Origin of the sequence: Gracilimonas sp., assembly GCF_031581265.1 — a bacterium.
In the GTDB taxonomy this organism is placed as follows: domain Bacteria; phylum Bacteroidota; class Rhodothermia; order Balneolales; family Balneolaceae; genus Gracilimonas.
Genome location: NZ_JAVLBQ010000004.1, coordinates 19716 through 38907 on the forward strand (window position 1 = coordinate 19716; position 19192 = coordinate 38907).

At 41.4% G+C, this 19192-nt stretch carries 20 protein-coding genes; 11 read left to right on the forward strand and 9 right to left on the reverse strand.

Annotated features, from left to right (window positions below; translation table 11 throughout):
- Positions 1 to 47: 47 nt before the first annotated feature.
- From RI561_RS02695 to RI561_RS02730, 8 genes are all read left to right on the forward strand, one after another.
- Positions 48 to 512, forward strand: a complete 465-nt coding sequence (locus RI561_RS02695) for an RrF2 family transcriptional regulator (RefSeq protein WP_395078681.1) — start codon at positions 48 to 50, stop codon at positions 510 to 512.
- Positions 512 to 3127, forward strand: coding sequence for a heavy metal translocating P-type ATPase (locus tag RI561_RS02700; protein WP_395078682.1), 2616 nt, complete (start codon positions 512 to 514; stop codon positions 3125 to 3127). Before RI561_RS02695 ends, RI561_RS02700 begins: the two co-directional genes overlap by 1 nt.
- Positions 3118 to 3306 (forward strand): cbb3-type cytochrome oxidase assembly protein CcoS, encoded by a 189-nt coding sequence (gene ccoS, locus RI561_RS02705; protein ID WP_395078683.1) that lies wholly within the window; start codon positions 3118 to 3120, stop codon positions 3304 to 3306. The genes RI561_RS02700 and ccoS overlap by 10 nt, the downstream gene beginning before the upstream one ends.
- Positions 3307 to 5517, forward strand: a complete 2211-nt coding sequence (gene ccoN / locus RI561_RS02710) for a cytochrome-c oxidase, cbb3-type subunit I (protein ID WP_395078684.1) — start codon at positions 3307 to 3309, stop codon at positions 5515 to 5517.
- Positions 5518 to 5522: 5 nt separating this feature from the next.
- The gene (locus tag RI561_RS02715) at positions 5523 to 5714 is read left to right on the forward strand and encodes a CcoQ/FixQ family Cbb3-type cytochrome c oxidase assembly chaperone (protein WP_395078685.1); all 192 of its coding nucleotides are present in this window, start codon (positions 5523 to 5525) and stop codon (positions 5712 to 5714) included.
- Positions 5711 to 6316 carry a cbb3-type cytochrome c oxidase N-terminal domain-containing protein gene (locus RI561_RS02720; protein ID WP_395078686.1) on the forward strand — a complete coding sequence of 202 codons (606 nt, stop codon included), beginning with the start codon at positions 5711 to 5713 and terminating at the stop codon, positions 6314 to 6316. The genes RI561_RS02715 and RI561_RS02720 overlap by 4 nt, the downstream gene beginning before the upstream one ends.
- A 252-nt stretch (positions 6317 to 6568) precedes the next feature.
- The gene (ccoG, locus tag RI561_RS02725) at positions 6569 to 8035 is read left to right on the forward strand and encodes a cytochrome c oxidase accessory protein CcoG (RefSeq protein WP_395078687.1); all 1467 of its coding nucleotides are present in this window, start codon (positions 6569 to 6571) and stop codon (positions 8033 to 8035) included.
- A gap of 64 nt (positions 8036 to 8099) precedes the next feature.
- Positions 8100 to 8558, forward strand: a complete 459-nt coding sequence (locus RI561_RS02730) for a FixH family protein (protein WP_395078688.1) — start codon at positions 8100 to 8102, stop codon at positions 8556 to 8558.
- 36 nt (positions 8559 to 8594) lie between these two features.
- On the opposite strand, the gene RI561_RS02735 is transcribed toward RI561_RS02730, so the two are convergent.
- The gene (locus tag RI561_RS02735) at positions 8595 to 9299 is read right to left on the reverse strand and encodes an HAD family hydrolase (RefSeq protein WP_395078689.1); all 705 of its coding nucleotides are present in this window, start codon (positions 9297 to 9299) and stop codon (positions 8595 to 8597) included.
- A gap of 91 nt (positions 9300 to 9390) precedes the next feature.
- Between RI561_RS02735 and RI561_RS02740 the strand changes: the two genes are divergently transcribed.
- The 3 genes from RI561_RS02740 to RI561_RS02750 all read left to right on the forward strand — a co-directional run bounded on the left by RI561_RS02740 (position 9391) and on the right by RI561_RS02750 (position 11269).
- The gene (locus RI561_RS02740; RefSeq protein ID WP_395078690.1) at positions 9391 to 9981 is read left to right on the forward strand and encodes a LemA family protein; all 591 of its coding nucleotides are present in this window, start codon (positions 9391 to 9393) and stop codon (positions 9979 to 9981) included.
- Positions 9982 to 10056: 75 nt separating this feature from the next.
- The gene (locus RI561_RS02745) at positions 10057 to 10515 is read left to right on the forward strand and encodes a TPM domain-containing protein (protein WP_395078691.1); all 459 of its coding nucleotides are present in this window, start codon (positions 10057 to 10059) and stop codon (positions 10513 to 10515) included.
- Complete coding sequence (locus RI561_RS02750; protein WP_395078692.1) at positions 10508 to 11269, forward strand: TPM domain-containing protein; 762 nt, start codon at positions 10508 to 10510, stop codon at positions 11267 to 11269. The genes RI561_RS02745 and RI561_RS02750 overlap by 8 nt, the downstream gene beginning before the upstream one ends.
- A gap of 69 nt (positions 11270 to 11338) precedes the next feature.
- Here RI561_RS02750 and RI561_RS02755 read toward each other — a convergent pair whose 3' ends face one another.
- The 8 genes from RI561_RS02755 to RI561_RS02790 form a co-directional block, all read right to left on the reverse strand.
- Positions 11339 to 12562: a trans-sulfuration enzyme family protein gene (locus tag RI561_RS02755; protein ID WP_395078693.1), complete on the reverse strand. Its 1224-nt coding sequence runs from the start codon at positions 12560 to 12562 to the stop codon at positions 11339 to 11341.
- Entirely contained in the window at positions 12546 to 13031 is a 486-nt protein-coding gene (locus tag RI561_RS02760; protein ID WP_395078694.1) for an Lrp/AsnC family transcriptional regulator, read from the reverse strand. The genes RI561_RS02755 and RI561_RS02760 overlap by 17 nt, the downstream gene beginning before the upstream one ends.
- Positions 13032 to 13256: 225 nt before the next feature.
- Positions 13257 to 14549, reverse strand: a complete 1293-nt coding sequence (locus tag RI561_RS02765; protein WP_395078695.1) for a glycerate kinase — start codon at positions 14547 to 14549, stop codon at positions 13257 to 13259.
- Entirely contained in the window at positions 14533 to 14763 is a 231-nt protein-coding gene (locus RI561_RS02770) for an LPXTG cell wall anchor domain-containing protein (RefSeq protein ID WP_395078696.1), read from the reverse strand. Before RI561_RS02770 ends, RI561_RS02765 begins: the two co-directional genes overlap by 17 nt.
- Positions 14764 to 14811: 48 nt before the next feature.
- Positions 14812 to 15015, reverse strand: coding sequence for a hypothetical protein (locus RI561_RS02775; RefSeq protein ID WP_395078697.1), 204 nt, complete (start codon positions 15013 to 15015; stop codon positions 14812 to 14814).
- Positions 15012 to 15533, reverse strand: a complete 522-nt coding sequence (gene xrtX / locus RI561_RS02780) for an exosortase X (RefSeq protein WP_395078698.1) — start codon at positions 15531 to 15533, stop codon at positions 15012 to 15014. The genes RI561_RS02775 and xrtX overlap by 4 nt, the downstream gene beginning before the upstream one ends.
- A 305-nt stretch (positions 15534 to 15838) precedes the next feature.
- On the reverse strand, positions 15839 to 18331 hold the full coding sequence (locus tag RI561_RS02785; RefSeq protein ID WP_395078699.1) for an acyl-CoA dehydrogenase: 2493 nt from the start codon (positions 18329 to 18331) through the stop codon (positions 15839 to 15841).
- Between the two features lie 12 nt (positions 18332 to 18343).
- Positions 18344 to 18943 (reverse strand): TetR/AcrR family transcriptional regulator, encoded by a 600-nt coding sequence (locus tag RI561_RS02790; RefSeq protein ID WP_395078700.1) that lies wholly within the window; start codon positions 18941 to 18943, stop codon positions 18344 to 18346.
- Positions 18944 to 19192 lie beyond the last annotated feature (249 nt).

A 19192-nucleotide genomic window follows, 5' to 3' on the forward strand; every position in this document is an offset into this window, starting at 1 on the left:
TCTAATATCAATATTAGAATTTAAATATTTGAATTAAAACCTACCTTATGAGGTTGATTTCACAAGGCGCTCAATACGCCATTTCAGCAATTATTGCGATTTCAAAGCATGCAGAAGACGGAGCCATTTCTGCTTCTTATCTCTCAAAATCTCTGAAATGTCCAACGGCATATCTTTCTCAGGTTTTGGCTAAACTTAAAGAACCAGGTATCCTTAAATCACAGCGCGGTTTGAATGGAGGAGTTTATTTGGCTAAACCCATCGATCAAATTACCATGATGGATGTGATTGCTGCTATAGACGGCACCGAGTTTTTTGATAAATGCTTTATGGGCATTGAAGGCTGTGGAAATATTGAACCCTGCCCTTTTCATGCATTCTGGTCTGGGGAAAGGAAGAAAATTGAAAAGTGGCTCAAAAACATAACTTTTGAGCAAGTTGATCAAAATATGACTCAAACCTGGTTCGACCTCCGTTTGCAATTTTCAAATGGTGTGCCTTCATTCAAATAATGAATTCTTCGGCAGTCATATCGTCTGAAATTTGCTACCACTGCGGAGAAGACTGTGCCGAGGACACTATCCACTTTAATGAAAAACCATTTTGTTGTACTGGATGTAAAACTGCTTTCCAAATACTCGATGAAAGCGGACTTTGCACCTATTATGATTTGGATGAAAATCCCGGTATCAATTTAAAAAATACCAAGCACCGTGCCCGTTTTGACTACCTCGAAGATGACGAGGTTATTGACCGCATATCTGATTTCCGTAATGCCAATAAACTTTCGATAACTTTGAACATTCCCAACATCCACTGTACGTCATGTGTGTGGTTGTTAGAAAATCTCCAGAAGCTGGATGGTGGTGTTTTGCAAAGCGGGGTGAATTTCTTAAAGAAGGAATTATCCGTTCTTATAGATACCGATAAAACCACACTTCGGAATGTGGTAGAACAGTTAGTAACCATTGGCTATGAGCCGGAAATACGACTCGAAAAACTCGATTCTAAAACCGAAAAATCTCACCAAAATCGTTCTCTTTGGCTGAAAATGGCCGTTGCAGGATTCGCTTTTGGAAACATCATGCTATTCAGCTTTCCGGACTACCTGGACACCACAGGCAGCGGGCTTGGTGGAAACTTTCACATCTTTTTCGGAGCATTGAATATCATCCTTGCCGTTCCGGTGTTGGTGTATAGCAGCAGTGATTATTTGAAGTCTGCTTACGCAGCTTTAAGTCAGCGTGGAGTGAATTTAGATGTACCTATTTCCATTGGAATTGTAGCATTATTTTCGCGAAGTGTATATGAGATTGTTACCATGACCGGCACCGGCTATATGGACTCTTTTACCGGGCTTATCTTCTTTTTACTAATCGGAAAACTCGTTCAACAAAAAACTTTTAACCGGCTTTCTTTTAACCGGGATTACCGTTCCTATCTTCCCATCGCTGTAAATGTGCTGAACAACAACGGTGAAGAATATTCAGTCTCACTCGATAAAATTCGGCCTAATCAGCAAATGCGGCTTCGTAATCAGGAATTAGTACCATGTGATTCTACCCTGATTTCAGATGAGGCTTTTATGGATTATAGTTTCATAACCGGTGAATCTGAACCGGTAACCGTACAAAAAGGTGAACGTATTTTCGCCGGTGGTCGGCTAATTGGCAGCTCCGCTCTATTGCAAACGGAAGAAAAAGTAACCAACAGTTATCTCACCAAACTTTGGAATCACGAAGCTTTCCAAAACAATGAAAAAGAATTAAAGCTCACTACTTTTGCTGATAAAATAAGTCCATACTTCACAGTTGCGGTCTTGGGAATTGCTTTTTTCTCCGGCTTTTATTGGCTGCAAACGACTGGAATGGATTCCGCCCTCTCCGTTTTTACTGCGGTACTAATTATTGCGTGTCCTTGTGCACTGGCTCTGTCCACTCCTTTTACGTTGGGATCTGCACTCAATGTATTATCGCTGAATGGCCTATTTATAAAAAATCATTTATTGATCGAAAACCTATCCAAAGCCACCTCTATTGTATTCGATAAAACAGGTACGCTGACGAAAAGTGATTCTGCCGAAGTGGAATTTATTGGAGATGAACTTTCACCTCAGGAAGAGATTTGGGTGAAGTCAGCCTGTAAAAATTCCATCCATCCATTGAGCCGAAAAATTTCTCTCTACCTCAAGGATGTCATTGCGAGAGATTCGGTGAACGGAGTGAACAAACCTCGTGCCTGTGCCGTACAAGAAAGTGTCGGTAGCAATCTCCCTTCAATGGAAACTGAGTCGATTCAGGGAGATCGCTTCGTCGAAAACCGACCGCAATCTATTTCAACAACAGTTGCTCCTCGCGATGACCGGGCGATTATTAATTCTTTTGAAGAGCTGCCCGGAAAAGGCCTTTCAGCAAAGATTAATGGTGACCTAATTTGTATAGGCTCAACATCATTTCTCGCTGATCAATCCGGCATTAATATGGAACATATTCCTGAATCAAACTTCAATGGATCAACGGTACACCTTTCTATAAACGGAATTTATAAAGGATTTTTTGGGATCAGGGCAGGCGTAAGAAATGGGATTTTAGATTTGCTTCAATCCATCAAAGACACCTTCAGTACCTATTTATTATCCGGTGATAACGAGGCACAGAAATCAGAATTCAATACCTATTTTGGATCAGACGGTTCACTCCTTTTCAATCAAAAACCTGAAGAAAAACTGGAGTTCATCAATCGGCTGCAAGAAAAAGGAGAGCGAGTAATCATGGTTGGAGACGGACTTAATGATGCCGGTGCACTAAAGAAGTCCGACTTTGGCATTGCCCTGGCTGATGATGTAAGCTCCTTTGCCCCTGCTTGTGATGCAATCTTAGAATCAAATTCCTTAAAAAACCTCAAGAACTTCATAAAATTTTCACAACAAAGCATGAATATTATCATAGCAAGTTTTGTGATATCACTTTTATATAACACCATTGGATTAGGATTCGCCATTACAGGACATCTATCCCCACTGGTAGCAGCTATTTTAATGCCGCTGAGTTCTGTCAGCGTGATGGTATTTACTTTTTTAACTACAAGATATTATGCGCGAAAACAGGGATTAACTATATGGAAGTAATCTACATGTTGATTGGGTTTAGCCTGTTGGTCGCCCTTATTTTCCTGGGATTGTTTTTCTGGGCCGTCAAAAGCGGTCAGTTTGACGATCAGTATACCCCATCTATGCGTGTATTATTTGACAACAAAAAATCTTCGACAAAAGAATCAAACCATAACCAAAAAAATCGGGATGAATAAATGTCATCGACATCAACAACCTTAGAAACCTTTCATTACGATAACGATATTGTCCGAAAATTTGGAGTCGCCTCTTTAGCGTGGGGACTTATCGGTTTTATCGTTGGGTTAACCATCGCCCTAAAATTAATTTGGCCGGATTTTCTCGGCTTTATCCCCGAACTCAGCTATGGGCGTCTTCGTCCACTACATACCAATGCGGTGATCTTTGCCTTTGCCGGAAATGCTATTTTTTACGGCGTATATTACTCACTGCCCCGGCTTACCAAGACGCCCATGTGGAGTCAGTTACTCAGCAAAATTCACTTTTGGGGATGGCAAGCTATTATCGTTTCCGCGGTATTAACCCTTCCATTTGGGATAAACACCAGTAAAGAATATGCGGAACTTGAGTGGCCTATTGATATCGCCATTACCATTATTTGGGTGATTTTTGGTATCAACATGATAATGACCATCATGAAGCGACGGGAGAAGCATCTTTACGTGGCTATATGGTTCTACATTGCTACTTTTGTAACCGTCGCAGTTCTCCACGTCGTAAATTCATTTGAAGTACCTGCTACTCTGCTTAAGAGTTACCCGATTTATGCAGGTGTTCAGGATGCACTGGTACAGTGGTGGTACGGCCATAACGCCGTCGCTTTCTTCCTGACAACGCCATTTTTGGGCATTATGTATTACTTCATCCCGAAGGCGGCAAATCGGCCTATCTTTTCATACCGGCTGTCCATTGTTCACTTTTGGTCTTTGATCTTTATTTATATCTGGGCCGGCCCTCACCACTTGCTTTACACTGCACTTCCAGGATGGGCTCAAGCTTTGGGAACGGTATTCAGTTTGATGTTAATTGCACCCAGCTGGGGTGGTATGCTGAATGGACTCTTAACCCTTCGCGGTGCCTGGGATCGGGTACGTGAAGATCCCGTTTTGAAATTCCTGGTAGTTGGTGTAACCGCTTATGGCATGGTAACTTTTGAAGGCCCAATGCTATCGATTGCAAACGTAAACGCCATCGCTCACTATTCAGATTATATTATTGGTCACGTACACAACGGTGCCCTGCTCTGGAATGGTGGACTTACATTTGCGATGCTGTATTACATTACTCCACGCATATACAAAACCAAGCTGTACTCCATTAAACTGGCTAATGTTCACTTTTGGTTTGCTACGCTTGGTGCCATCTTTTACGTGATTCCAATGTACTGGGGCGGTATCACTCAGAGTTTAATGTGGAAAGAATTCACAACTGAAGGTCTTCTCCAGTATCCCAACTTCCTTGAGACTGTGACTCAAATCATGCCTATGTATGGTTTAAGAGCTATTGGTGGAACCTTATTCATTATCGGTGCATCTATCGGTGCCTTTAACTTATATAAAACTGCTCGCCAGGGTTCTTTTGTGATGGAAGAAGAAGACGAAGCACAAGCAGTTATCAATCCTGCTGAGGGAACCAAAGAAAAATGGCATCGCAGACTTGAATCCAAGCCATTGCAATTTACAGGACTTACTTTAGTGGTAATTTTGATTGGTGGAATTATAGAATATGTTCCAACGGCTTTGGTTGATTCAAATGTACCAACTATTGCCAGTGTGAAACCCTATACCCCACTCGAAATTGAAGGGCGTGATATCTATATCGCCGAGGGATGTAATAACTGTCACTCACAAATGATACGCCCATTCCGTTCTGAAACTGAGCGCTATGGGGAGTATTCCAAAGCCGGGGAATTTGTCTATGATCATCCATTTCTATGGGGATCTAAGCGAACCGGCCCTGACCTGCATCGTATAGGTGGCAAGTACCCGGATAGCTGGCACGTACGCCACATGTACGACCCAACCTCTACTTCTCCTGGTTCCATTATGCCTGCTTATCCGTGGATGTTTACTGACGACATGGACAAGGAAAGTATACCGGCTCGCATCAATGCCTTGCGCAAAGTTGGAGTTCCCTATGCTGAAGGCTATGAAGAACTTGCCATTCGAGACCTTGAAGCTCAGGCTAACGATATAATGGAAGGATTACGGCAAAATGGCTTTGATGAAATAGAAGGCATTCAAATCACTTCTGATAAACAGATCATAGCTATCATCGCCTATATGCAGCGGCTTGGCATTGATATTAAAGGAAATGTGAATCCATGGGAAGAATTGCCCTCAAGTGAACGCATTCAAGCCAATTTCAAACCTCAAACTGAGGAATAATCGTCATGTACAAATACGTATTACGCGCAATGGAAGACATCGGCATTTATCCCAGCATCTCACTCATCCTGTTTTTTGGATTTTTTGTGGGATTGATCATTTACCTGATTGTAAAGGGTAAAGATTACTGGAAAGATGCCGAACGACTTCCGCTTGAAGATGACGACAACATAAATTTCAAACAATCAGAACAATGAAAGTATTTGACGACGAAAAAGATCTGCTGATGGATCACGAATACGATGGTATTAAGGAATTAGATAACCACATGCCGGTTTGGTGGCTGTGGCTGTTTTATTTTACCATTGCGTGGGGTATTGGCTATTTGGCTTACTATTACATGTTGGGTGGTCCTACACAAGAAGAACTGTACGAACAGGAAATGGCAGCTGCTGCCGAGCAATATGGCCTTGAAACTGAAGGCGGTGAAGGTGGTGCACCTGAGCCTTCTGATTTTACATGGGCATTTCTTGATGACCAGGAACGAATTGAAGAAGGCCGCGAAATTTACATGAGTACAGGAAACTTATGCTATACCTGCCACGGGCAAAATGGGGAAGGCATGGTAGGGCCAAACCTTACCGATGAGCTTTGGATTCACGGTTGTTCTCCTGAAGATGTGGCGAGCAGTATCATCGAAGGATACCCGGACCGAGGAATGATAGCCTATGGCAGCGGCTCACGATTACCTGATGAAGACGTTCAAAGTTTGATAAGCTATATAGCTTCCATTCAGGGAACAGAACCTGCCAACGCTAAAGCACCGGTAGATCGTGCTGAGCCTTGTAGTATAGAGTGATGAGTGATGAAGTGGGCTTTTACGATAGTAGCGATAGTGAGCGCTTATGAGGTTTTAATAAAAAGGATGTAGTTTAAACTTTGGTCCAAGCGGACGCTTGAACCAGTGTTAGAGTATTTTAGACTTACTTCATCACTTTATAACTCATCACTCAACACTTCATCACTAAAATTCACATAATCATCAAAAATGGTTGGTATCATTTGGTAATAACATTCGATAAATCGAGAGAATATGAGGTTAACTTAGATCATGGCCAGTTTAGAAGAAGAAAGACGAATAGATAAACAAAACTTTCGTGACCACCTTGCCACGGTAAATGAGGAAGGGAAGCGAAACTGGATCTATCCCAAAAAACCAAGCGGGCGCCATTATAAAGCTCGCAATATCGTTGCGGTACTTCTGTTGGCTTTCTTTTTCAGCGGTCCGTTTATAACTATAAACGGTAATCCGCTTCTACTGCTAAATATTATTGAGCGAAAGTTTGTGATCTTCGGCGTTGCCTTTTGGCCTCAGGATCTTCACTTGTTGTTGTTTGGAATGCTCACCTTCATCCTTTTTGTGGTTCTTTTTACGGTAGTATTTGGCAGGCTTTGGTGTGGATGGGCCTGTCCCCAAACTATTTTCATGGAAATGGTATTCAGGCGCATCGAATACTGGATTGAAGGGGATGCAGCCGCTCAAATTCGACTAAATAAACAAGATTGGAATTTCGATAAAATTCGCAAGAAAGTAAGTAAACACGCGGTTTTCTTTGGGATAGCCTTTCTCATTTCAAATATGTTCTTAGCCTATATCATAGGCAAAGATCAGCTGTTTGAAATCATTACTGATCCTCCCTCTGAACACATAGCCGGACTTTCGTCCATGATTATATTCAGTGGTGTTTTCTATGGTGTTTTTGCATTTATGCGCGAGCAGGTTTGCCACTTTGTTTGTCCGTACGGCAGGATGCAGTCCGTCATGCTTGACAATAACTCTATAAACGTGATGTACGATTATGTTCGCGGAGAAACCCGGGCGAGTGTAAAGGATCGTTACCAGCTTGAAAACCGAAAAGCTACTTTAGAGGATTTGGGCTTCAGCCAAAATGAAGAATTTGGGGATTGTATCGATTGCTATCAATGTGTGAAGGTGTGCCCTATGGGAATTGACATCCGTAATGGAACACAACTTGAATGCGTACATTGTACGGCCTGTATAGATGCCTGCGATTCCGTTATGGACAAAATTGACAAACCAAGAGGCTTAATTCGTTATTCATCTGAAAACGCAATACGAGAAGGAAAACAAAAAGTACTGACCCCTCGCGTAGCAGGATATTCCGGAATTTTGTTAATCCTTCTTACTACGTTCATCACTCTGTTGACCCTGCGGCCTGATACTGAAACAACCATATTGCGTGAACCCGGAACCCTATACCAAGAACTGCCCGGTGAGAGATACAGTAATATTTACAACATTAAGGTTCTTAATAAAACATTTGAAGAAATCCCTCTTGAAATTCGATTAGAACAACCTGAGGGTGAAATTGTTTCTTTAGGTCAGGTGGAAAGTGTTGGAGCTCAAAACTCAACAGAAGGGAGATTTATGGTTCAGCTTTCTGAAGATAAACTTACAGGCTCACAAACAGAACTTACCTTCGGGATTTACTCCGGAGACGAAAAACTTGAAACGGTAACATCAGGATTTTTAGGTCCGTCGAACAGTGAGCAGTGAACAGTTGGCAGTTTAAATATTATTAATTAGAAATATATTTTTTCAAAACCTCGATCAATATACTATGAGTATTAAAGAAAAATTAAATTGGGGAACCGGAATCACTTTAGCTATCGTGGTTTTTGTTCTCGCAACATTGAGCACGGTTAGCTATCTCATTAGCCTGGAATTTTATTTAGTTTCTGAAAACCACTATGAAGATGGCGTTGAGTATCAAGAGACTATTGATGGCATTCAAAATGCAAAAGAACTTGATACTCCGGTACTTATCCTATTTAATGAACCGACGGTATCCATAAACATAACATTCCCCCGGGAATTACTATCTGACTCTTTAAACGGTACCGTAAGATTCTATCGCCCCAATAATTCTGATATGGACCGAAACTATAAACTTAACCTGGATGAAAATGGGCGACAGTCCATACCTGTTGGGGATTTTGAAGAAGGTCGGTGGAAGCTAACCCTTGAATGGCAACAAGACTCTCTTACTTATATTGATGAAAAAAATATCTTTATCTGATTGCACAATTTACAGAAAAGCCCCACCTCTATTCTTCTATTTTATTTTAAGTGCTTTTAATAATTCACTAAAATCATCAAAAATAAGATGCGCTAATTTATATCCTTGCTCAATGGGATTTTTGGTGTACCAAGCTACCTGCCAATTGGCTTTTGAACCTCCGACGACATCGGAGGTAAAGCTATCACCCACATATAAAATATCTTCTCGCTTTACGCCAGCCAAATCTGTAGCACGATCAAATACTTTGGGATGCGGTTTCATTTCACCAACCTCTTCTGAAATGACAAAATGGCCGGTAGTCTCTTTCAAGTTAAACCGGTCAATTTTAAGCCATTGAGTTTCTGCAAATCCATTGGTAATAATTCCAACTTTATACTGCTCTGCAATCTTCAAATACGATTCCTTAGCACCATCAATCCACTCCCAATGGTTGCGATAGTATTTCATGTACACCTTCCCTGCATGCTCGTGTACACCTTCATCAACCCCGATTTCTCTGAACGTTTCCTGAAACCGGCGGCGGTGTAGTTCGTGGCGGTCAATTTCACCACGGCCATATTCCTCCCACAGTCCCCTATTAATTTTGTGATAGGTTGTAAGCAATTGCTCCTCGGCTATACCATCAAACATGTCGAAATGTGCGTAAACATCCCGGAGTCCGGCCTGCTCTGCCTTTTTGTGATCAAGGAGTGTGTCATCTAAGTCAAAATAAATGAATTTGGGATTCAGCTGTGACAATGGAATGGTTTTTGATTATTGTTGGATAGTTTGAACCTAAAGAAATTACTGCCCGTATGAGGGCGATAAATAAACCACAAATTTAATACTCATGAAAGCAAAGATTTGGATTTTTATTGGAGTGCTTGCACTCCTCGTTTTTTATGGAATAAGTGTCAACAACAGTTTAGTAACGGCCGAAGAACAAGTAAACAGTGCCTGGGCACAAGTTGAAAATCAATATCAGCGAAGAGCTGATCTTATTCCAAATTTGGTGAATACCGTTCAGGGCGCTGCAGACTTCGAATCTGAAACCCTCCAGGATGTGATTGAAGCTCGTAGCCAAGCAACCTCTGTCAACATCGATGCCAATGACCTCAATAATCCACAAGCATTTCAGCAGTTTCAGGAAGTACAGGGACAACTAAGCGGAGCTTTATCTCGTTTATTGGTTACCGTTGAACGCTATCCTGAACTTCAGGCCAACCAAAATTTCCAGGATCTTCAGGCACAACTCGAAGGAACGGAGAACAGAATTTCAACCGAGCGAATGCGATTTAATGAAGCTGCTCAATCTTTCAATACTGAAATTCGTCAGTTCCCCAAAAGCATGTTCGCATCCATGTTAGGCTTTGAACAGAAAGAATATTTCCAAGCAGAACAGGGTGCCGAACAAGCCCCCGAAGTTGATTTCGGAAACTAAATTTAAACGACTAACTACGAAAGACCGATGACGACACTTTATCGGTCTTTCGTCTGCCGTCATTAGCCCACACCCATGGCAAAATTTCTTACACAGAAACAAGAAAAACATATCATTGAAGCTATTCGTCAGGCTGAGGAAGCAACTTCAGGTGAAATCCGAGTTCACATCGAAAAGAAATGTAAGGCAGAAGACCCCTTAGACCGGGCCAAAGAAGTTTTTGCTGAACTGAAAATGCATGAAACTGAATTGCGAAATGGAATCATCGTTTATGTAGCCTGGAAAGATCATAAAGTTGCAATTTGGGGAGATGAAGGTATTCATGGAAAAGTAGGACAAGAATTCTGGGAAGAAGAACTCGAACTGCTCATCAAATACTTTAAAGCATCTGATTACGAAACCGGGCTTTCGGAAGTAGTTCTTCAAATTGGGCAAAAGCTGAAAGAGAACTTTCCATTCGAGCAAAAGGGAGAAGTAAATGAGCTTTCCGATGAGATTAGTTACAATAATACTGAGGGGGCATCTAATGAATAAGTTATTAAGCATTCTACTGTTTCTCGGGTTATCCATCTCAATACAGGCTCAGGATTTTCTACCTGAGCGTCCCGGTGGCATGGTCAACGATTATGCAGATATGCTCACCTCATCAGAAGAGCAACAACTTGAGCAAAAACTACGGAACTATCGTGATACAACAACGAATGTAATTGCAATAGCCACTTTCGAGAGTTTGCAGGGTTATTCTGAGGAAGAAATAGCTACTACCCTCTTTAGTAAGTGGCGAATGTGGGAGGGAGAGCGCTACAACGGGGTCTTAATCTTAGTTTCTGAACAAGACCGACGTATGCAGATTGAAGTTGGATATGGGCTTGAAGGCGCTATTCCTGATGCTATGGCTAACCGCGTATATACTGATATCCTGGTTCCAAGTTTCCGAGCCGGTGATTTTTATGGCGGACTGGATCAGGCAACAAACGTTTTGATTGATTTGGCAGCCGGAGAGTTCGAAGGTTTCCCGGAAAGCCGGAGACAATCTACCGGAGATGGCTTTCCCATAGACGTACTCATCATTTTTGTTATCATCATTTTCATTCTTCTAACACGTGGCAAAGGTGGTAAAGGCGGTCGCAGACACTCTCTTGGCTCCAGTGGCATCATCTTTTATGGCGGTGGCTTTGGTGGCGGAAACAGAGGAAGTTCATTCGGTGGAGGCGGTGGTGGATTCGGCGGCTTTTCAGGAGGGGGCGGTTTTGGTTCAGGAGGCGGTGGCGCCGGAGGCGGGTGGTAGATTCAATTCTAAATTATTGAATGCTAAATGTTAAATGAGGCTATTAATTTAACATTTAGCATTATTGCATTAAAAATTACCCATGGCTTGTTCGAGGTCGGAAATGATATCTTCTACGCCTTCGAGGCCAACTGAGAGCCGAACCAAACCTTCCGTTATTCCAGCTGCTTTCTTTATTTCTTCATCCACAATAGAGTGTGTCATGGAAGCGGGGTGTTGAATAAGGGTGTCCACGGTTCCAAGACTTACCGCCAGGGTGCATAGTTCAACATTATTCATAAGTGATACACCGGCTTCAAATCCGTCTTTCAATTCAAATGAAATCATACCTCCGAAACCATTTCTCATCATTGATGAAGCTAATTTATGCTGTGGATGTGATTCCAAACCCGGATAAAAAACATGATTTACCTTGGGATGATCTTCCAGCCATTGAGCTACTTGCATCGCATTTTCATTGTGCTGTTTCATTCGCAGCGGCAAAGTTTTAATACCATTTGTTGTTAGCCAAGCATCCATTGGACCGGCAATTCCGCCAAGGTTCTTGCGATACAGAAAAGTTTCAGCCTCTTCAAATACTTCTCTTTTAGCCACCATAGCTCCACCGATAAGTGTTCCGTGACCCCCCAAATATTTTGTCGTAGAATGAACAACCACATCTGCGCCTAATTCCAGCGGTTGGATATGATACGGAGTGGCAAATGTATTATCCACCATCAACATGGCTCCATACGATTCTGCCAGCTGTGCAATCGCTTTAATATCTGAAATCTTTAACGTGGGGTTTGCAATACTTTCAAGGTAAATAAGCTTGGTTTCAGGATTTTTCTTTAGCTCCATTTCCACCTTATTCACATCAGAAGTATCCACAAATGAAACCGACATATTCATTCCCGGAGCCTCTTCTTTCAAAAACTGTGAGGTACATCCATATAAATCATTTTGTGCAATAATGTGACCACCGGTGGCTATACTGATAATACCCGTTGTTATAGCAGCCATTCCGCTTCCAAAAGCCATCCCGGTGTATCCTTCTCGATTTTCCAAATGGTACGTCTCAAGAGCACAAAGTACTCGTTCCAATTCTTCTACTGTAGGATTTCCCACTCTTGAATAGACATGACTTGCCGCACCTTCTTCATGCTGAAATGCTTTTGCTCCCGAAGCTACATCATCAAATACAAAAGTTGAGGTTTGATATATAGGTGTGGTATGTGACCCATATTGATCCTTATTTCTTTTTCCACCGTGAATAGCTGCCGATTCAAATGTAGGTTTAGTCTTGGTCTTCATGATTTACAGGGATTGGGGATTGTTCTTTGATCGTATTCAACACAATGCTGGTGTGTAGTCGCTCTACATCAGGAAGTGTGGTAAGCTTATTGCGCATCAATTGCTCATAATCTTTGGTGTCTTTAGCTACCACATGAAGGAGAAAATCACCCTCGCCAGTGGTATGATAACAAGCCAAAATCTCGGGGATCTCCTGAATAGCTGATGTAAATTCTTCCAATAAATTAAGTTGGTGGACTTTCAGCGTAACTGCCACAAAAGCTGTAAACCCTCTATCCACCGACTCTTTGTTAATTCGTGCTGAATACCCTTCGATAATTCCTTCTCTTTCAAGTCTGCGAACACGCTCCAGAGTGGGCGTAGTGGTAAGTCCTATCCGCTTTGCAAGTTCATTATTGGCTATTCTGCCTTCATCTTGCAGTATCTGAATGATCTTTTTATCGGTATTGTCGAGTTTTACAGAAGACATCTTTTGTCGGATTAATTCGTAACTATATTAATCTAATAAAATCAACTGTTATTTTCTACTTACTCAGACTATTAAATTGGCATTTAACCTTTTTATAGATTAAAATTCTATTTAATTATGGAATATAGATTTTTAACCTAAAAGTTATTTAGCAAAGAGCTTTTCGAAGAATAATAGTCTATTCATTCCTTCAAATAATTTTTAAAAGCCATTCCAAAAACTTTTCTATCCCACTAATGTGACTTGCACATCCATTAGGTTATTCCCGGTTAAACCCGTCTTGAGTATAGTTCCCATTTCCTGGTGAAAATGATAAGAGTCATTATTTTGCAGATAATCTTCAGGGCTGAGCTTTTTCTTTCGGGCTTTTAATGTGGTTTCAGAATTTACAATGGCACCTGCTGCATCGGTCGGCCCGTCAATTCCGTCAGTGGCCAAACTCATTATAGTAATAGGATGTTGCCCCTCAATTGAAATGGCTGCGTTAAGTGTAAACTCTTGGTTTCGTCCCCCCTTTCCATCTCCATCTACTTGTACCGTACTTTCCCCAAAATGAATAAAAGCCGCTGGTTTTTTAATATCTGATTTATCACTCAGCACCGATATAGCCTCGCTGCATATTTCTTTAGATAACTTGTTTAAATCCGAGTTATATGCACTTTTAGCAATCGATGTGTTATATCCTTTCTCTGATAAAAACCTCCCAATATTATCTGCGAGGATAGAGGCACCTGAAATAACCTTTACGCTATGATTACTCCAATTAGCATTTTCCGGATTGGGATTTTCCGGGATATCTCCGTGCATCCCTTTACTAAGATGAATACGCACCGAGTGAGGCACTTTATCCCACAGAGAATATTTTATGAGTACCTGGAAAGCATCTTTAAAAGTTGATGAATCAGGAACCGAGGGGCCGCTGCCAATAACCTCAGGATCATCCCCCGGCACATCGGAAAGAATAATAGATGTCAAGTTATGATTTGAGAGAAGTGCACCAAATTTTCCGCCCCCTGTTTCCGAAATATGCTTCCTCACTGTATTTGTTTCATGGATGGAAGCCCCTGAATTTAATAGCAGCTTATAAACTTTTCTCATCTCATTCAGTTCAATATTTGAGGCGGGGATACAAAACAAGGACGAAGCGCCCCCTGAAAGACAAAAGATTACGGTATCTTCTTTGGGAATATTTTTAGCAACCTGACACAATTCATAAGATGCAGATTCTGAATCTTCATAGGGATATGGATGGGTTCCTGTGAAAACCTGTATACGTTTCAAGCGCTCAGATTCTATAGGTGAAATAATAATTCCATCCTTGATCTCATCCTCAAAAAAATCTTCCACCTGCTGTGCCATTTCTATGGAAGCCTTTCCTGCTCCCAAAACCCAGATATTCCCCGTAATCTCAATTTCATTTAGAATAGAGGATAAATCCAGATCAAATAAATCACCTGATATGTAGTCATTTACAATTTCCTGTAAGACCGACTGATGGGATTCAAGTTTTTTCTTCATGAATTTTATTTCGCCTATTTTCTAACAGTGAAAGGGGAATAATACCTATGGAACTCAGCGGGATAATATACCTGGAAAGTAAGTCACAGACTGCCAACATCCACACACTTTTATAAACCAAATGAGTGAATACAAGTACCGCTGTTAAAGTAACAAGTAAATGAATACCTATAAGAGTAAAATAATAATTTTTATTATCTCCGGTTAGTATCAATCCTATAATTCCGAGGAAAAAGAAAAACCCAAATGGTAGTTTGTAGGTTCAGGTTTTTTCGAAATCCGGCGTGTCATACTCAAAATAAATTAAACGAGTACCTAATTTTGAGATGGTGGTATTTTCTACTTGTTCAATCTTTCCTTCAGCCAAAGACTGCGTTTGCATAGAAAAAACTCTTGTTCTTATATCCCGCATAATTAAAAAGTGGAGGGCTATGTACAGCACGATGAAAATAATTTTCTTCATCATGCTAAGGCTTTCTTGTTGGACTCAAAAGCACTTAGGTCGTTGTAATTAACCCAGAGCATCCACAGCAAAAAGATCACTAAATAAAAAATTGTGGTGGTAGAATAGTCGTGGGTAAAGTCAAAAATGGATGGCCAATACACCTGGGTTATCGTCAGAGTTATAATCCTCAGTATATTTGTTAAATAGATTACGCAAAGTCCAAGAACACTGAAACTGATTCTGTTTTTCCAATTCCCGGGATAGGCTAAAATAAATCCTAAAAACAACCCCATTGCTGCTATTCCGTTGCAACCGTCAACAATCTCGATTCCCGGATATTCCCCCAACCCGATGATCCTGTTCACCGTAAATACATCAAACCCAAAAACTTCTAAAATACCGGCACTGGTGCCAATAATATTCAATGACAGCCAGTGGTCTAAACTGCCATCGGGCAGTAGCCAAAGCTCATATACCAAGTACCAAACTATAAAAACCAGGAATGCTTTCGCTATAAATTTTACAACCGGTGAATTCATTTCAATGTCCTACTATTGATAAACTTCCTTGAAAAAATAATATACTTTAGATCTTTAAATTGAAACGTTAAAATTTAATTTTATTTAGGCCTGAGTTCGGTTATAAAAAGTGGGGTTATCAATGGAATAAGCACTAATGTAGAACCTGCGAGGTTGCTTAAAGGATTAACTCCAATACTTTAGCAATAGGTTTTTTAATCGAACCCAGGTTTTAGGCAAACCGACATCACAAAAAAAGAGGATTATGGCTGCCCACAATCCTCTTTTCCAACTAACCACTAAAAATCTTACTAAATATTGAGTTTCTACATAGTTTCTTCTAATGTATTCAATATTTTACCATCACCTGCAGGGCGGGTTGGTGTTTCATTCATGTACTCTTCCAAGGTAAATTCATCCACCTGAATAGCATCATTTCGTGCTTTTTCGGTTTTCTTGACTAACTCACCTTCTTCTTTGCTGAGTACTCCTTTTTCAACTGCCAAATCAGCAATTTCTAAATAGGGTTCTTTAGGCAGCTCTTTGGCTTTAATAGCTTTGTATAACTTCTTGAAAGCCGGCCAAGCTTCCTCATTGAGCTTCATCGTGTACTCATATCTTCCAATAGCTGATTCTCTTTCTTCAGGAATGAAAATTCCATCCGTGATATGATCCCGGTCTTCTCCTCTTTCCTGCATGGCTTGTGCTACTTTATGTCCCAATTTATCCGATGGATACGTACCAATTGGGTTCAACCTTCCCCATACCCCGATTAGACGAAATGCCCATGATAACCCCGGGACTTTAATCTCCCTGAGAATACCTTCAAAAGCCTGCTGAATTTTCCAAAAACTGTATTCCATGGCCCATTCAAAATAAGGTCGATCGGCTTCTCTTCTTCCTTCTGCCTCAAATCGCCGCAGGGTACCGGATGCCAGGTACATATAACTTAAAATATCAGCATATCGCCCGGCTATTTTCTCTTTCATCTTCAGGGCTCCACCGTAAGAACCAAGTGCGATATCGGAGAAGAACGCAAATGATGCTGAGGCCCAAGCCAGCTTTTTGAAATATTTTGAAGCAGGTCCGCTAACCGGAGAACCGGCAATTTTACCACGAGTCACACTTAGAACAAGTGCTCGGACTTTGTTGGTAGCAACGTGACCAATATGGCTCCAGAAGTTATCATCAAATTTCTTCACATCCTTATTCATCAGGGCGTCAATTTCGTTGTATGCATATGGATGACAGCGGATGGCTCCCTGGCCAAATATCATAAGTGTACGGGTTAAAATATTTGCCCCTTCTACCGTAATTGCGATCGGCATTGCTGTATAGCTGCTGGCAAAGATATTTCGCGGGCCTCGTGAGATACCTGCCCCTCCTACGATATCCATTGCATCATTCACGATCTCTCGACCAAGTTCTGTGAAATTATATTTGGCTATAGCAGTTACAACAGCCGGTTTTTGTCCACTGTCTAAACCACCGGTTGTAAATCTGCGGGCGCCTTCCATCAGATAGGTATATCCCCCAATTCTTGCCATGGGCTCTTCTATGCCCTCAAATTTCCCAATATTCAACCCAAATTGTTTACGGATTGCCGCATAAGCACCAATTGCTCGCGTTGCCACTTTGGAACCGCCTACGCTTTGGGCGGGAAGTGAGATTCCACGACCTACAGCCAACGACTCCATCAACATTCTCCAGCCATTTCCGGCCCCTTCTTTTCCTCCGATGATTGCATCAAGGGGAATGACAACATCTTTTCCATCAATCGGGCAGTTATAGAATGGAATTCCGAGCGGATCGTGACGCCTGCCAAGTTTTACGCCTTGCGTATCTGAAGGAATAAGCGCACAGGTAATGCCTCTATTTTCTTCATCTCCTATCAAGTGATCGGGATCCTTCAAGTTGAAAGCCAATCCAATCACGGTTGAGATTGCCGCTAAGGTAATGTATCGTTTTTCGAAATTCATGCGGAGATACAACTCGCCATCTTCTCCTTTAAATACCACTCCTTCTGAGCGCATACTCCCGGCATCAGATCCTGCATTTGGTTCGGTTAACCCGAAGCAAGGTATTTCTTCTCCGCTTGCAAGTTTTGGCAAATAATGATCTTTCTGTTCCTCGGTTCCATAATGAAGCAACAATTCAGCAGGCCCCAATGAATTGGGAACCATAACGGTAGTAGCCAACGGTCCACATCTTGATGCTAATTTTGCCACAATGGCACTGTGAGCGGTCGCAGAAAATTCAAGTCCACCATATTTCTTGGGAACAATCAAACCAAAAAACTTCTTTTCCCGCATGAACTCCCACACTTCATCCGTAAATCCTTTACGTACCATAACATCCCAGTCTGTGACCATCTCACATAATTTTTCCACAGGACCATCCAGGTAGGCTTGCTCTTCGTCAGTCAGTTCCGGATACGGTTCATCTAAAATTCGCTTCAAATTGGGTTTACCTGAAAACAGTTCCCCTTCTACCCACACATTTCCTGCCTCAATTGCTGTTTGTTCGGTCTCAGAAATTTTTGGGAGGAAGTTAATAGCATCCAGTAACTTCATAATTGGGCCACTTAAAACGATTCTTCGAATGGCCTTAATATTAAATACCACTACTAACACCGTGTACGTGATAAAGAGCCAAACCGGGGCATTTAAGCCAACCAAACCTGCATATCCTGCGACCGCCCAAAGCCATAGCGGGGCGCCGGTATAGCCCAAAATTAAAAGCAACAACACAGCTGAGCTAATTGAAGCCCAAAGGGGCACTTCACTGAAAAATCCAAATACATCCATTAATGCTTCCATAATATTTCCTCTTTATGATACTGTTGTACGAACCAAGAATCCCTGGATCACATGTTCTATCGACTCGTTTATAAATTCCTGTTTATTGATTCGGCTGTCGAGTCGCTTGTTCAAAACCACCGAGACCATACCATGTAGCTGGGCCCAAATTGAGTAAGCCGCTACTACCGGCTTTTCAACTTCCATCAGTTCTTTGCTGACACCTTCTTCAATCGTCTTAACCAAAAGCTCATAACATCTTCGGGCTTTTCTAAATTTTTCCTTCGGATATCTTGCCATAGCATCCGGGCGAACTTGATATATAATCTCATACTTTTCCGGATTATTGAGGCCAAATTCTACATAACTCTCAATAATAGCTTTAAAACGCTCTATAGTATCCGAGATGGGCAGCGCCTTTGACTCAATGAACAGGCTCAAGTCCTCCACCGACTCTTCGATCAACGTATGCAACAGATGATCTTTATTCTCGAAATACAAATAGATGCTTGTGGCACTTACATCTGCTTTTTTGGCAATTTTTCGCATTGAAAGAGCCCGGTATCCATCTTCATACAGAAGCTGTCTACTGATATCTAAAATTTGATCTCTCAAAGGAAGTTCTTCGCTCATTTCATAAATTTGGTTAACGGTGTTAACTACACCAATTTAATCATTCCAAAGCGAAAATCAAGAACCGAATTTTTGATATGAATTTAACCCCGGTTGTAGGTAACCATTCTACTCCAATGTAAGCTGATGAAGAGCATCACGGATACGGTTTGAAATACCCTGCCCACCAATCCAAATTCCTCTATACCGTAGTTTGATATTGCTACACAGAGAATTCCAATATTCAAAAATATTAGCATTCCCCAGGCT